Source organism: Paenibacillus curdlanolyticus YK9 (assembly GCF_000179615.1).
GTDB classification, from domain to species: Bacteria; Bacillota; Bacilli; order Paenibacillales; family Paenibacillaceae; genus Paenibacillus_T; species Paenibacillus_T curdlanolyticus.
Genome location: NZ_AEDD01000013.1, coordinates 259,073 through 273,121, shown reverse-complemented (window position 1 = coordinate 273,121; position 14,049 = coordinate 259,073). Strand labels below are relative to the sequence as shown.

The window sequence follows — 14,049 nt, the reverse complement described above, 5'->3', positions numbered from 1 at the left end:
ATCTGCCCTATCCGCCCGCGGCGGGCCCAAGCGCCGGAATAGGGCATAGAAATCTGCCCTCCCATTTGATATAGTACCTAATTATATAAATGCGATGAAGAGAAGAGTAAATAAATGTGTTCTTCTAACAGAGAGCTCCGGCAGATGAGAAGGAGCAAGGACGCTTTTATTGAAGCAAGCCTCTGAGCATCACATCGGAACTGACCTAAGCTGAAGGGATGGTGTGACAGGAGCTCCTGTTATCGGGCAGAAGTAAGCATTGGCGACAATGGCTTACTTGATGAGGTTAATATGGCGACATGTTAACGATTCTGGGGTGGTACCGCGAGGGTAAGGCTCGCCTCCAAGACTGAGGTCTTGGGAGGTGGGCTTTTTTGCGTGCAACAATCCGATGCCTGTTACTAATTCGCTCAATAAATCGATAAGAGAGGAGCAACTCGGATGAACATAAAAGCGCTGGCAGCAACATGGAAATATCCAGCCTTCCTGTTATTCGGCATTGGAGTCGTTAATATTGGGGCATGGGTGTATTTTATTGCACTCAATTTGATTGTCCTCGATTTGACGCATTCAGCGTTGGCGGTATCCGCTTTGTATATGTTGAGGCCATTGGCGACGCTGTTTACGAATGTTTGGGCAGGCAGCATGATCGACCGAATGAACAAACGCAATGTGATGACAGCCCTCGACCTATTGCGGGCAGTATTGATCTCGGTGCTCCCGCTGTGCTCCTCTTTGTGGTACATCTACTCATTTGTTTTCATAATCAATATGGCAGGTTCGGTATTTGGGCCGGCTTCCGGCACTTATATAACAAAATTGATTCCTGAGGAACAAAGGCAGCGGTTTAACGCCTTAAACAGCCTGATGGGGTCAGGCGCCTTTATGATCGGTCCCGCGATTGCCGGCATGCTGTTCATGATCGGATCGCCGTCGCTAGCGATTTATATGAATGCCGCTGCGCTCTTCCTATCGGGGCTGATTACGATCGGCATGCCGAACATTGAGAAGGGAGCATTCCTAGCATCCTCGCAAACACGGATAACTTGGGAGATGCTGAAGCAAGATTGGATTGTCGTCATTCAATTTTATCGCCGTTATGTTTTTGTCGGCGTTATCTGCCTGCTATTCAGCATCGTGATGATCGTTATGGCATCGGCGGTTGATTCGCTTGAAGCCGCGTTCGCCAAAGCGGTGCTGCAATTGTCTGAGCGTGATTACGGCATCCTTGTCAGCATTTCGGGGGCGGGCGTGATCGTCGGAGCGAGCATCAACACGCTAATCGTAAAGAAGGTTCGCATTTTGACAATGATCGGTGTAGGTACGCTGGGTGTTTGTTCAGGCTATCTTGTATATGCCTTTTCCACTACTTTTGCTGTCGCCGCTGCCAGCTTTTTTGCTCTAGGTTTTTTTCTGGCTTTTGTTAATACTGGATTCTATACGTTCTATCAGAATCATGTACCGGTCGAAATTATGGGGAGAGTAGGCAGCATGAACGGATTGCTTGAAGCGATATTGATCATGGCTGCGACTGCAGCTGCGGGCGCTGCGGCCGAGATAGTGTCTATTCAGGCTGTTGTTATTGTCGGCGTTCTGATCATGTCATTATTCGGAATGCTCTTAAGTGCGAGCGTCATGCGTTCGTCAAAAAACGGTTATTTTAAGTCATAAATAAAAACAGATGACTTCCTGATGGTTCAGAAGTCATCTGTTTGTTGTTTATTTCGAATGGCTGGATCGATTCAGCCACCAAACTCCCGCGCACTCCGGCACGACGCTAAGCGCTTGCTCCCGGACTTCATCCGCCAGCTCATCTCCAAAGAAAAATCGCGCCAGCTCTTCGGCTTGCTCCGGGCTTTCGAATTGATAGTCCGTGCGAATCCACTTATGGGAGAAGCCGTAGCGCTCAACCAGCATGGAATAGTAAGGCTTCAAAAAGCCGGGCGGGTTGGGCGCGGCCGTTCCGGTTCCCATCGTTTCGAAAATGACAATCGCACCGTTCGGCCGCAGCACGCGATGCATTTCCGCCATTACCTCTTGGAGATTGTTCTTCCACCTCGGGTCGTTGTCGCTTGCCAAATAACAGATCGACCAGCCTGCGACGATGAGATCCGCACTCTGATCCTCCAGTGGCAGCTTACGCAAATCCGCGACTGCCGTCGTCCAGTTGGCGAATCCGCCTTTCAGCAGACGGGAGGCGTTAACCTGCAGCATCGCTGCCGATGCGTCCAGCGCTTTAATCGACTTGGCGTATGGCGCCAAAGCGGCCGTAAGCCTTCCAGTGCCGGCGCCAAGATCAACGATGTCTAATCCGCTGCACGCCCGTATGCTGTTCACGACGTCGGCAAGCTGCGGCTGTTTGCTGATCAGCAGATGGTACTGGTCGGCTTCTTTTTGATAAACGAGATTGTGGTCCATTTGTGGCATTGTGGATGTCCTCCTTGAATTGGTCAACGATCGTTCGCTGCTAATGATAAAAGTTGACGTTACGAGAAGGTCAATCCTTTTTTTATCGAATGGGCAATGCGTATATCGTGTGAAGCGATTCGTTGTAACGAAACGTTTTGGTAACGTATCCTCGGGCTTCCAGCCAGCTGATGAGGTCCGCGACCTTCGGATAAGGCTTGTCCCGATTCGGAGGCTGCCCATCTGTCGCATCTGCTAGCATGAGGTCCGTCAGGCAGAGGCGTCCGCGAGGCTTCAGCACGCGGCGCATTTCATCGATTGCCAGCTGCTGCTGCTCGACTTCGAGATGACGGAACGCGAAGCTGGATACGACAAAGTCGAATTGTCCATCAAAATACGGGATGGCGAGAAAGTTTCCGAGCTTGCAGTCCATCGCCGGAAATTTGCTTTGGCATACGTTGAGCATCTCTTTGGACTGATCGACGCCTGCCATCTGGGCCCCCTGTGCCATGAGTTTTCCACCTAAATTGCCCGTACCGGTGCCCATATCGAGCCCTTTCTCGCCAGCAATCGGGGATACCCATTTCACGGTTAAATCCAGTGCCAGCTCATAATCCTTATATTCCTGGTCATTCGCGCTTACGTTCTGATCATGCAGGCTTGCCAATTGATCAAAATTCCATAGATCCTGCCAATTGCTCCGCTGATCTCGCAGCCGCTTGGACCCCTCGGCCAGCTGATAGATCTGCTCGATCGGCAGCGATTTCTCGTTGCGCAGCACCTGAATCATATCGTCTGTCGTTTCGATCAGTTGTTTCATCTCAACCCATTTGGCGAATAAGACGGCGCGCTGGAGCGCCAGATAATGCTGAAGCGCTGTATAGTCATCGCCTGCGATTTCGGCGAATGCTTGTTTAATTTCTTCAATCGCCATGCCTGCTTCCCGGAGCGCGATGATCGTCTGCAGCCGCCACACGTCCTTCTCGTCAAAGCGGCGATAGCGGTTGCCGGCCTGCTTGAGAGGCGCAATTAATCCCCGCTGCTCGTAGAAGCGAATGGCTCTGGCGGACAGGTTGAGCCGTTCAGCGATTTCTTTTATTTTCACAACAAGACGCCCCCTTCCTAAACCTACTACAGTCATACCTTAAACGTTAACGTAACGTCAATGTAAAGCGGACATGAAAGAAAAAAAGCATAAAGCTGCAGCAGCTTTATGCGTCTATCGTGTATCACATCTATTATTCCACGCCATCCTTGAAATTTTTATCATAGTGTTTGTCGCCCTTATGCTCCAGATCGTCCAAGGTTTTCTCCAGCGTAAGCAGAATTTGCTCCTTCGCCTGCGCTAACGTTTCGTAGAACAAAGCCTCTTCGCTGCCGACAATTTTATAGCCGTTAATGGCATGCGCAGCGCTTAGCAGGCGGTGCTGTTCCGCAAGGTCGTCAATCGCCTTGATCGTATGCTTCGTATGAAGAAATAAGTCCCGGTGATGCTGGTTAATGAGACGCTGCTCGAGTGCCGTCAATCGTTCGATCATTGGGTCAACTCCCCCCTTGTGATGAATCGCGCACTATTATTATAAAAGGCTGACGGCTGATGTATTACTCAAGGGAACTTGCTGCAGTGATGAAAGCAGGAATAAGACATGCATCACCTATCTGTAAAATAAATGAAATAATTGTATTGACACATAAAATAAGTAAATTTAAGATGAATTACAATGATGAGGGCGCTGATTTATAACCAATTTGGTTACTAACAAACCCCGGTATCTCTGGCTGACAGAGTGACTGGGGTTGTTTTTTTTGTTTTTTTATGAAGAAGGCAGCGAAAAGGGAGGGTATCGCGTTTGGAACATGACATGCAGCAAAAGATGTGGTTCAAGGAATCAAGCTACGCATGGTTTATTTTGTTGTTCTTTTGGATATTTGGCTTTATTGGTTCAATCGGTAGGTTCGTACTAGCTTATTATCAGAGCGATATTACAGAGACGCTAAACATAGGGAGAAGCTTTCTAGGTGTAACATGGTCGACTAGTATATTGATTGGGGCGCTTAGCGCGCCGCTAGGCGGCTGGCTCGTAGATAGATATGGCTATAAGCTAGTTATTGTCTTTTCGAGTGTGCTGGGGACGCTCTCTTCTACCATTATATTACTGGCTACCAATCCGATAGGATATTTTCTAGGTTTCGGGGTCTGTTCGGGCCTTGCGGGTATTGGGGCTACGACAGGGTATGTGATTATTACGGACTGGTTTAGTCATCACAGGGCGAAGGCATTGATGATACTCGGGAGCGCCGGGTCGTTGGGATTAGCGATCCTCACACCCGTGTTCGTAAGCAACAAATCGTGGTTGAACTGGATCGGTGCGTATTGGATATTGTTTTTTATCGGAATCGTATTTATCCCTCTTACGCTTTTATTCGTTCATGAACGTAAGCACAATAAGGATGCAGGTGCGGCAGCCGATGCTGCTCGAGAAGATGAGGCTATATCAGCGAGCTTTGCGAACAAGATGAGGGTCCTGTACGGGTACCTAAACAATCGGGTTATATTGGTCGTAGCATTTTCTTTGTTTACTTGTGGTTTTGGTATGGGAACGGTAGAAATGCACTTAATGGCCATTCATCAACATGAGCATGTCAACGCTGCTGTGTTCGCGGCTTCCTTGAGCATGCTTGGTGTTTTGGAACTAATGGGCGGATTTACATTCTCTTATCTATTGGATCGATTGAATCGGGCGGCAGCACTATCGGCGCTGTTCTTTATGAGGGTTGCGGCATTCTTTATTTTGTTCATGCATTGGGAATCTACCCCTCTGTTATTTTCACTCATATTCGGAGCAAGCTATCTCGGGGCAATACCGGGTGGAATATTATTAGCGAGCGAAAGTTTGAAGCCGCAGCAAAAATTCGGCCTGCAATCAGGTGTATTAATTATGGTTCATCAGGTTGGAGGCATACTGGCTGGCATAGCGGGCGGTGCGAATTTCGATCTGCTGCATAACTATCAGCTGCTGATTGGAATCAATGTGGCGTTGAGCGCATTATCGATGTCAGCGTATTTTCTTGTTTATCGCTACCAGGTGAAAAATAGTCACCGACCCATAACTGGCGTGGTTCAAAACGGCTGATTGAATTATTCTGCAACGCCCAGAGGTGTGCCCTCTGCGGCGTTTTTTTATCGTGCGGATTGTATAAGAAGCATTCGATTTCTGGAGTTCTCCCATTTGCTGTGTCGCGCCCATGGGTATACGCATATATTGCCTATGACATCTTAGGTGGAAGAAGGAGATGGCCATGGCGAAGAGCAAGAAAGGGAGCAGCCCCAAGGGACGGAAGCCTCTATTTTACGTTGATAATCCAAACGCATCGGAGCTGCGTTGGCTTGATGATTTGCAGAAAAAGAAAGACGCAAGAGTAAGAGCGATGGAGGCGAAAGCTTCTGCGGCGAATGTGCCGAAAGCGGAAGAGCAAGGAACAGTGACGCTGCATGCAGCAGCTGTTGCTGAACCGCAGCCGCCTGAAGCAGCGCCCCAGTTGCCTGAAGCATTGCCCCAGCCGAGTGCCGCCAGCCCTTTCGAGCTGTCAGCCTCCACGGTGCAGCAAGCACACCCGTCTGCTGAGAAGCCTGCCCCCGTTACCAAGGCAGCCTTGCAAAATGGGAAGTCGCGCGGCGCGCGTCCAGTGAAGAGTTCGCCAGCCAGCCAAGTTCAGGATACGCCAGTCGCGGAAGCAGCGCCTCCTGCGGCTTCAGCCGTAGCGCCAGCTCAGCTCGCCGCGCCGAGCGAACCAGAGGCTCCCGTTTCGCAGGTACAGCCGCCGGCAGCGGAAGTCGTTATTCCGGTTATTGACGAGCAAGTGAAGCAGGAGAAGCTGGAGGAGAAACGCCAGGAGCGTCCGCAAGCGATTATTTTTACCGATGACATTTCGGATGAAGCGGTCGTAACCGATAAGCTTGCTCCCGGAGCGGTTGATACGTCCAAGATCCGTCCGGGCGCCATACAAACGTCGCTGCTTGCTGATTATGCGGTAGAGTCGATCAAAATCGCGGACGGCGCGATCACGTCATCGAAGCTGGTTCCCGAGCTGATCACGAGCGAGCATTTGGCGAAAAATGCGATTTCCGGCCAAAAAATTCGCGATCGCTCCATTACGGGCGATAAGCTGCGCGATAACAGCGTATCTTCGGAGAAGCTGGCCGATCGAACGATCAGCTCGGATAAAATCGCGGAAGGTTCGATTGAGTCCAAACATTTGAAACCTTTTATTATTACGACGGATCTGCTGGAAGACCAATCGATTACGGCAAGCAAGCTGCGCAGCGGCACGATCAAGACGGAAAACATGGCGAACGAAGCGATTACGACATCCAAGCTCGCTGATGGCGCTGTGACCAAAGCGAAGCTGCGCAACGGCGTCGTGACCGGGGATAAAATCGCTCCTGAGGCGATTGATTCGACACATCTGAAGCCGGGCATCCTGCTGGCGGAGCATGTCGCGTTCGGCAGCGTGCAGGGAAAGCATCTGGTGCCAGGCGAAATCGCCTCCGAGCATTTGGCAGAAGGAGCGGTAGGCGCGCGGGAGCTGGCATCGTCATCCGTCACCTCGCACGCGCTGGCAGCAGACGCCGTTGCCGCTGAGCATTTGCAAGCCGATGCAGTAAGAGGCATTCATCTCGCGGCAGCGCAGATCGAAGCGTATCATCTTATCGACGAGTCGCTGACCTCTTCGAAATTGGCGGAGCAGGCCGTTACGACCATTAAGCTGGCCGACCATGCGGTTACGTCATCGAAGCTGGCGGATACGAGCATTTCGTCGTCGAAGTTGGTGGAGGAAAGCGTGCAAGGCAAGCATTTGGGCCGCGCCAGCGTGACGAGCGAGAAGCTTGCAGAAGGAAGCGTAAGGCAGGAGCAGCTTGCGCAAGGGGCAGTTTCATCTGATAAGCTTCAGCCGAATGTGATCGATCGGCAGCATCTTCGCGAAGGCAGCGTAACCGAAACGAAGCTGGCGCCGCAATCCGTCCGCGAAACGCATATCGGATTCGCGGCCGTTGGCATGACGCAGCTTGCGGCAGAGTCGGTTGTCGAAGGCAAGCTGGCTGCCGGTTCGGTGACGAGCAAGAAGCTGGCGCGAGAGGCAGTAGGCACTTCGCATCTGCAAGATGAAAGTGTCACGTTCGATAAGCTCGCGCAGGCATCGGTTCGGTCCTATCATCTGACGGAAGGAGCCGTTACCGGCGAAGCCGTGCTGGAAGAGGCGATCGATGCCAAGCATATTCGTACGGGCGCGATCGAAGCGGAGCATCTGAGCAGCCTGTCGGTCGGGTCGGATGTGATTAAGGATGGCGCGGTGACGTCCGCCAAGCTGGCTTTGCAGTCGGTAACGGAGCGCCATTTGGGCCATGGCACCGTATTTTCGCATCATTTGGCCGATTACGCGGTCAATTCGCTCAAGCTGTCTCCGGAGTCGGTTACGACGGATAAGGTAACCGATTATGCGATTACGACGAGCAAGCTGGCTTCAGGCAGCGTGACAGGCGAGAAAATGGCTGTTCAAAGCGTCGGCTCGGAGCAGCTGGCAAGCGGCGCTGTGAAGGGTTCGCATCTTGCGGCAGAAGCGGTTGGAACGGAGCAGCTGGCGACGGGCGCGGTGCAAACGGAGCAGTTAGCGACAGGCGCGATCACTTCCGAGAAGCTGCAGGAGGGAGCCGTCACGAGCCGCGAGCTCGCGGATGGCGCGGTGAAAGGGCAGCATTTGTCCCCTGAATCGGTTGGCAGCAGGCAGCTTGAAGAACACGCGGTATTGGGCTTCCACCTGGCGCCAGAGAGCGTTGGCTCGATTCACTTGCTTGGCGGTTCGGTTGAGGGCGAGCATTTGGCGCCGGAAAGCATCGACAACAAGCATCTGAAGCAGGATGCGGTCGGCTCGACGCAGTTGCAGGACGGAGTTGTCGCATCGAACCATTTGACGAATGGGGCAGTGCGTGCCGTTCATTTGGCAGAGGGATCTGTGCAGGCAAGTCACTTGTCCGCCAATAGCATCAAAGCAGAGCATTTGTCCGCAAAATCGGTACAGACGGCGTCGATTCAACCGCATGCGGTGACGGGAGACAAAATCGCGCAAGGCGCAGTAAACGGCGACCATCTGACGTTGGAGTCGATTAGCGGCAAGCATTTGAAGGCGGAGTCGATTCAAGGCTATCACATTCGCAAAGGCTCCATTACGCTGTCCCATCTATCGGGCGAAGCGCTAGCGTTCGATAAAGCGCCGGAGGGCAGCCTCAGCGGCAATAAGCTCAAGAACGGCACGGTAACAGGCGAGCATCTGGCAGCGGGAAGCGTAGGCTCGAATCATCTTCAGCCGGGCAGCATCGGTTCGCTTCAACTGGGCAATGAGGCCGTCGTATCGGGCAATATTGCGGAAGGCGCCATTGTGACAAGTTTGATTGCGCCATCCGCGGTTCATACAACGCAATTGGCAGATGAAGCCGTTACAAGCGGTAAGCTGGCGCCGGGTGCGGTTTCGCAGCTGCAGCTATCCGTGCACGCGGTAGGGAGCGAGCAGCTGCAAGAAGGCAGCGTCACCGAGTCGAAGTTAAATGATGAAGCGGTCACCGCCGCGAAGATTGCGGAAGGCGCCGTAACGGCTGATAAGCTGGCGGATGGCGCAGTAAGCAGCGATAAGCTGGAGCAAGGCGCGGTCGGCAGCGATCAACTGGCGGAATTTAGCGTAACGAGTGCAAAGCTGGCGCCAGGCTCGGTATTGGGCGTCCATCTCGCCGTAGGATCGGTCGGAACAGGCGAGTTAGCTACGGCATCGATTACGGAAGGGAAGCTTGCGACAGGCTCAGTAACAATGGATAAATTGGCGGAAGGCGCGGTCGGCAGCTATCAGCTAGCGGATGCCAGCGTGAGCGAATGGAAGCTGAGCGATGAGGCGGTCGTTTCGTCCAAAGTAGCGGACGGGGCTATTACGGGCGAGAAGCTGGCGAACGGCGCAGTCGGAAGCGCGAAGCTTGCGCGGGGCGCGGTCGGTAATGATCAGTTGGCTGACGGTAGCGTTAGCGAGTGGAAGCTGAGCGATGAATCGATCGTTTCGTCGAAGGTGGCTGACGGGGCGATTACGAGCGATAAACTGGCCAACGGAGCGGTCGGCAGCGCGAAGCTGGAACGGGGCGCGGTCGGCAGCGATCAGCTGGCGGACAGCAGCGTAAACGAGTGGAAGCTGAGCGATGAGGCCGTTATTACCTCGAAGGTAGCAAGAGGCGCCATTACCTCGGATAAGTTGGCGGATCACGCGGTCGGCCGCGAACAGATGGAGGATGGCGCTGTCGGCAGCGCACAGTTGGCGGATGGCAGCGTGAGCGAGCGCAAGCTTGGCGATGAGGCGGTCGTGTCGTCGAAAGTAGCGGATGGCGCCATTACGGGCGATAAGCTGGCGAATGGCGCGGTTGGCCGCGCGAAGCTGGAGGAAGGCGCAGTCGGCGGCAATCAGCTGGCGGATGGCAGCGTAAGCGAGTGGAAGCTGAGCGATCAAGCGGTTGTGTCATCGAAAGTAGCGGATGGTGCTGTCACGGGCGATAAACTCGCGAATGGAGCCGTAAGCAGCGCGAAGCTTGCGCGGGGCGCGGTCGGCAGTGATAAGCTGGCGGATGGCAGCGTAAGCGAGCAGAAGCTGAGCGATGGGGCAGTGGTTTCGTCGAAAGTAGCGGATGGCGCCATTACGGGCAATAAGCTCGCGGATGGGGCAGTAAGCGGCGCCAAGCTGATGCTGGGCGCAGTCGGCACCGATCAGCTCGCGGATGGCATCGTGAACGAGTGGAAGCTGCTCGATGAAGCGGTCATCACGTCGAAGGTAGCCGATGGAGCGATAACGAGCGGCAAGCTGGCGAACGGCGCCGTAAGCAGCGACAAATTAGCGTTTGGCGCAGTCGGAAGCGAGCAGCTGGCGGACGGCAGTGTAATCGAGCAGAAGCTTGGCGATGAGGCGGTTACGGCTTCGAAGATAGCGGACGGAGCCGTTACGTCCGATAAGCTGGCGTTCGGCGCAGTCGGCAGCGATCAACTGGCGGACTGCACGGTAAGCGAGTGGAAGCTGCTCGACGAAGCCGTTATCACGTCGAAGGTAGCAGAAGGCGCCATCACGGCTGATAAGTTGGCGAACGGCGCAGTAAACAGCGACAAATTAGCGTTTGGTGCGGTTGGCGGCGACCAGTTGGCGGACGGCAGCATAAGCGAGCGGAAGCTGGAAGATGAAGCGGTCACGGCCTCGAAGATAGCAGACGGAGCCATTACGTCCGCTAAGCTTGCGTTTGGTGCAGTCGGCAGCGACGAACTGGCGGATCGCGCTGTGAGCGAATGGAAGCTCAGCGATGGGGCGGTCGTATCGTCGAAAGTGGCCGATGGGGCGATAACGAGCGGCAAGCTGGCGGACGGCGCAGTAATCAGCGACAAATTAGCGCTTGGTGCGGTTGGCAGCGATCAGTTGGCGGACGGCGTCGTAAGCGAGTGGAAGCTTGGCGATGAAGCTGTCGTATCGTCGAAAGTAGCCGATGGGGCGATAACGAGCGATAAGCTGGCGAATGGCGCCGTAATCAGCGACAAATTAGCGTTGGGCGCGGTTGGAAGCGACCAGTTGGCGGTCGGAAGCGTAAGCGAGTCGAAGCTGGGCGACCAAGCGGTCACCGCGTCGAAGGTAGCGGATGGCGCAATTACCGCTGAAAAATTGGCAAACGGCACGTTCAGCGGCGATAAGCTGGCGGATGGCAGCGTAAGCGAATCGAAGCTGGACGACGAGGCAGTCACAGCTTCGAAGGTAGCCAGCGGAGCGATCACCGCTGAGAAACTGGCAAAGGGAGCAGTTGGAAGCGACCAGTTGGCGGATGGCAGCGTGGGCGAATCGAAGCTGAGCGATGGAGCGGTTACGGCCTCGAAGTTAGCAGATAGAGCCATTACGTCCGAAAAGCTGGCGTTCGGCGCAGTCGGCAGCGATCAACTCGCGGATTGCATTGTAAACGAGTGGAAGTTGATCGACGAAGCGGTTACGTCTTCGAAAATCGCAGAAGGCGCGATCACGGCCGATAAGCTAGCAAACGGCGCAGTAAGCAGCGATAAGCTGGCGTTTGGCGCAGTCGGCAGCGATCAGCTAGCGGACTGCATCGTAAGCGAGTGGAAGCTGATTGACGAAGCCGTCACAACCTCGAAGGTAGCGGAAGGGGCAATCACGACTGATAAGCTGGCAAGCGGCGCAGTAAGCAGCGATAAGCTGGAGCTGGGTGCGGTTGGCGGCGAACAGCTGGCGGATGGCAGCGTGAGCGAACAGAAGCTTGGCGATCAGGCGGTCACGGCATCGAAAGTGGCGAACGAAGCAATCACCGCTGATAAGCTGGCGAACGGCGCGGTCGGAAGCGACCAACTGGCGGACGGCAGTGTAAGCGAGCAGAAGCTTGGCGATCAGGCGATCACCGCATCGAAAGTGGCAGACGGAGCAATCACCGCTGATAAGCTGGCAAGCGGCGCGGTCGGAAGCGACCAACTGGCGGACGGTAGTGTAAGCGAGCAGAAGCTGATCGATCAGGCAGTCACCGCCTCGAAGGTAGCAGACGGAGCAATCACCGCTGATAAGCTGGCAAGCGGCGCAGTAAGCAGCGATAAGCTGGAGCTGGGTGCGGTCGGCGGCGACCAACTGGCGGACGGCAGTGTAAGCGAGCAGAAGCTTGGCGATCAGGCGATCACCGCATCGAAAGTGGCAGACGGAGCAATCACCGCTGATAAGCTGGCAAGCGGCGCGGTCGGAAGCGACCAACTGGCGGATTTCAGCGTAACGAGCGTTAAATTAGCGCGTGGCGCGGTGTCTGGCGTGCATCTCGTCCCCGGATCGATCGGAACCGGCGAGCTGGCTATTGCTTCCGTGACGGGAAGTAAGCTGGCAATCGGCGCTGTAACGTCCGATAAATTGGCGGATGGCGCAGTCGGAAGCGATCATTTGGAAGAAGGATCGATTACTTCTGGCAAAATCACGAAAGGTGCCATCACAACGAGCCTGATTGCATCGGGAGCGATCGACTCGCCGCAGCTGGCAGATGGCGCAGTGACGGGCGAGAAGCTGGCGGAAGGCGCGGTTTCGCAGCAGCAGCTCGCGGCGCAAGCGGTTGGCAATGCCCAATTACAGGATGGCAGTGTAAGCGAGTCGAAGCTGGGTGATGACGCGGTAACGACATCGAAGGTGGCCGATGGGGCGATTACGTCCAATAAGCTCATGAACGGCGTTATCAGTGCCGCGAAGCTGGCGCCAGGCGCAGTTGGAGCTGAGCAATTAGCTGATTTTAGCGTAACGAGTCCGAAATTGGCATCCGCTTCTATTACGGAAAGCAAGCTGGCCATCGGCGCCGTCACATCGGAAAAACTGGCCCCGGGCGCAGTCGGAAGCGATCAGCTGGCGGATGTATCGATTCGGGCTTCACACATCGCATATGCGAGCATTGAGTCGGAGCATTTTGCTGCTGGAGCGGTTAAAAGCGATCATGTGGCGAATGCCGCGATCCGTTCTGCTCATCTTGCGACTGCCAGCATTGAACCAAGGCATTTGCAAGAAGGGGTCGTAACGAGCAGAGCCATTGAGGATGGCAGTATTGTTGCCAGCAAGCTGGGACCGGATGTGCTGGAGCTGCTGCAAAAGCCCGCAGCGGAAGGGCAAAGTGTTGGCCCGATCACCGGAAACTTAATCGCCGATGGCTCCGTGGAAGCGCGGCAGCTGGCGGAAGGCGCGGTGGGCAATCGCGAGTTGGCTGCGAAGTCCATTACTATCGACAAGCTAGCTTGCAATCCGATTATTACGCCATCGAGCTGCCCGACGCCTCTGCAGCAGTTCGGACTGAGCTCATTTACATTCGCGGGCCAAGAAGAAACATGCGAAGTCATCATTCCCTTCGATGAACCGTTCGCCAATGTATTCTATACGTTCGTCACCACTACGGATCATGGCGCTTGTATCGCATCAATTAAAAGTAAAACTGAGCAGTTCGCGGTCATTAACGTGACGCGCATCCGGTTCAGCAGCGAGCTTTCCGGCACGATTAACTGGATCGCGATCGGAATGGGGTAAGGATCAGGAAGTTTCGCTAGAGCAGCAACAAGCAAGCTGCATATAAGAGGGGCAATCGGAAGCTATCGGCAGCCCTGGATTATGGATAAATCCCACGTTTATTAGAGCGTGGGATTTATTTTGGTTCCTATCGGCCCCCGGGCCGCGCGATCGCGCGAATAGGGCATAAAAACCTGCCCTATCGGCCCCTGGGCCGCGCGAAAGCGCCAATAGGGCATGAAAATCTGCCCTATCGGCCTCCGGGCCGCGCGAAAGCGCCAATAGGGCATAAAAACCTGCCCTATCGGCCTCCGGGCCGCGCGAAAGCGCCAATAGGGCATAAAAACCTGCCCTATCGGCCTCCGGGCCGCGCGATCGCGCCAATTAGGCAGGCGCTGCGGGACAACTGTGCCGATCGTCGCCGCTGCATCTGCGCACCCGCGAATGCCTTGTCGTACATACGCCGTTGCGAAGCAAATCTCCCTACATACAATAGCTTGTAAAGGTAGCAGATAAGCTACTTCGCTCGTTAGCGATTCTGTTCATGAGGAGGTGATC

At 54.6% G+C, this 14,049-nt stretch carries 6 protein-coding genes and 1 other annotated feature; of the genes, 3 read left to right on the top strand and 3 right to left on the bottom strand.

The window, feature by feature from the left end:
• The first annotated feature begins 85 nt into the window (after positions 1-85).
• Positions 86-348, top strand: a binding site (T-box leader).
• 93 nt (positions 349-441) lie between these two features.
• Positions 442-1,671: an MFS transporter gene (locus tag PAECUDRAFT_RS22265; RefSeq protein WP_006040422.1), complete on the top strand. Its 1,230-nt coding sequence runs from the start codon at positions 442-444 to the stop codon at positions 1,669-1,671.
• 48 nt (positions 1,672-1,719) lie between these two features.
• On the opposite strand, the gene PAECUDRAFT_RS22260 is transcribed toward PAECUDRAFT_RS22265, so the two are convergent.
• From PAECUDRAFT_RS22260 to PAECUDRAFT_RS22250, 3 genes are all read right to left on the bottom strand, one after another.
• Positions 1,720-2,427 carry a class I SAM-dependent methyltransferase gene (locus PAECUDRAFT_RS22260; RefSeq protein WP_006040421.1) on the bottom strand — a complete coding sequence of 236 codons (708 nt, stop codon included), beginning with the start codon at positions 2,425-2,427 and terminating at the stop codon, positions 1,720-1,722.
• 82 nt (positions 2,428-2,509) lie between these two features.
• The gene (locus tag PAECUDRAFT_RS22255) at positions 2,510-3,511 is read right to left on the bottom strand and encodes a MerR family transcriptional regulator (protein ID WP_006040420.1); all 1,002 of its coding nucleotides are present in this window, start codon (positions 3,509-3,511) and stop codon (positions 2,510-2,512) included.
• Positions 3,512-3,644: 133 nt separating this feature from the next.
• Complete coding sequence (locus PAECUDRAFT_RS22250) at positions 3,645-3,944, bottom strand: hypothetical protein (protein WP_006040419.1); 300 nt, start codon at positions 3,942-3,944, stop codon at positions 3,645-3,647.
• A gap of 312 nt (positions 3,945-4,256) precedes the next feature.
• Here PAECUDRAFT_RS22250 and PAECUDRAFT_RS22245 point away from each other — a divergent pair, with 312 nt between their 5' ends.
• Together PAECUDRAFT_RS22245 and PAECUDRAFT_RS22240 are read left to right on the top strand one after the other, a co-directional pair.
• Positions 4,257-5,540 (top strand): MFS transporter, encoded by a 1,284-nt coding sequence (locus PAECUDRAFT_RS22245; protein ID WP_006040418.1) that lies wholly within the window; start codon positions 4,257-4,259, stop codon positions 5,538-5,540.
• Between the two features lie 160 nt (positions 5,541-5,700).
• Positions 5,701-13,512 (top strand): WIAG-tail domain, encoded by a 7,812-nt coding sequence (locus PAECUDRAFT_RS22240; RefSeq protein WP_144266630.1) that lies wholly within the window; start codon positions 5,701-5,703, stop codon positions 13,510-13,512.
• Positions 13,513-14,049: the final 537 nt, after the last annotated feature.

Bases quoted from the DNA above. Each gene is read 5' to 3' on its own strand.
- PAECUDRAFT_RS22250 (WP_006040419.1), bottom strand. From the start codon at position 3,944: ATGATCGAACGATTGACGGCACTCGAGCAGCGTCTCATTAACCAGCAT.
- PAECUDRAFT_RS22260 (WP_006040421.1), bottom strand. From the start codon at position 2,427: ATGCCACAAATGGACCACAATCTCGTTTATCAAAAAGAAGCCGACCAG.
- PAECUDRAFT_RS22240 (WP_144266630.1), top strand. From the start codon at position 5,701: ATGGCCATGGCGAAGAGCAAGAAAGGGAGCAGCCCCAAGGGACGGAAG.
- PAECUDRAFT_RS22265 (WP_006040422.1), top strand. From the start codon at position 442: ATGAACATAAAAGCGCTGGCAGCAACATGGAAATATCCAGCCTTCCTG.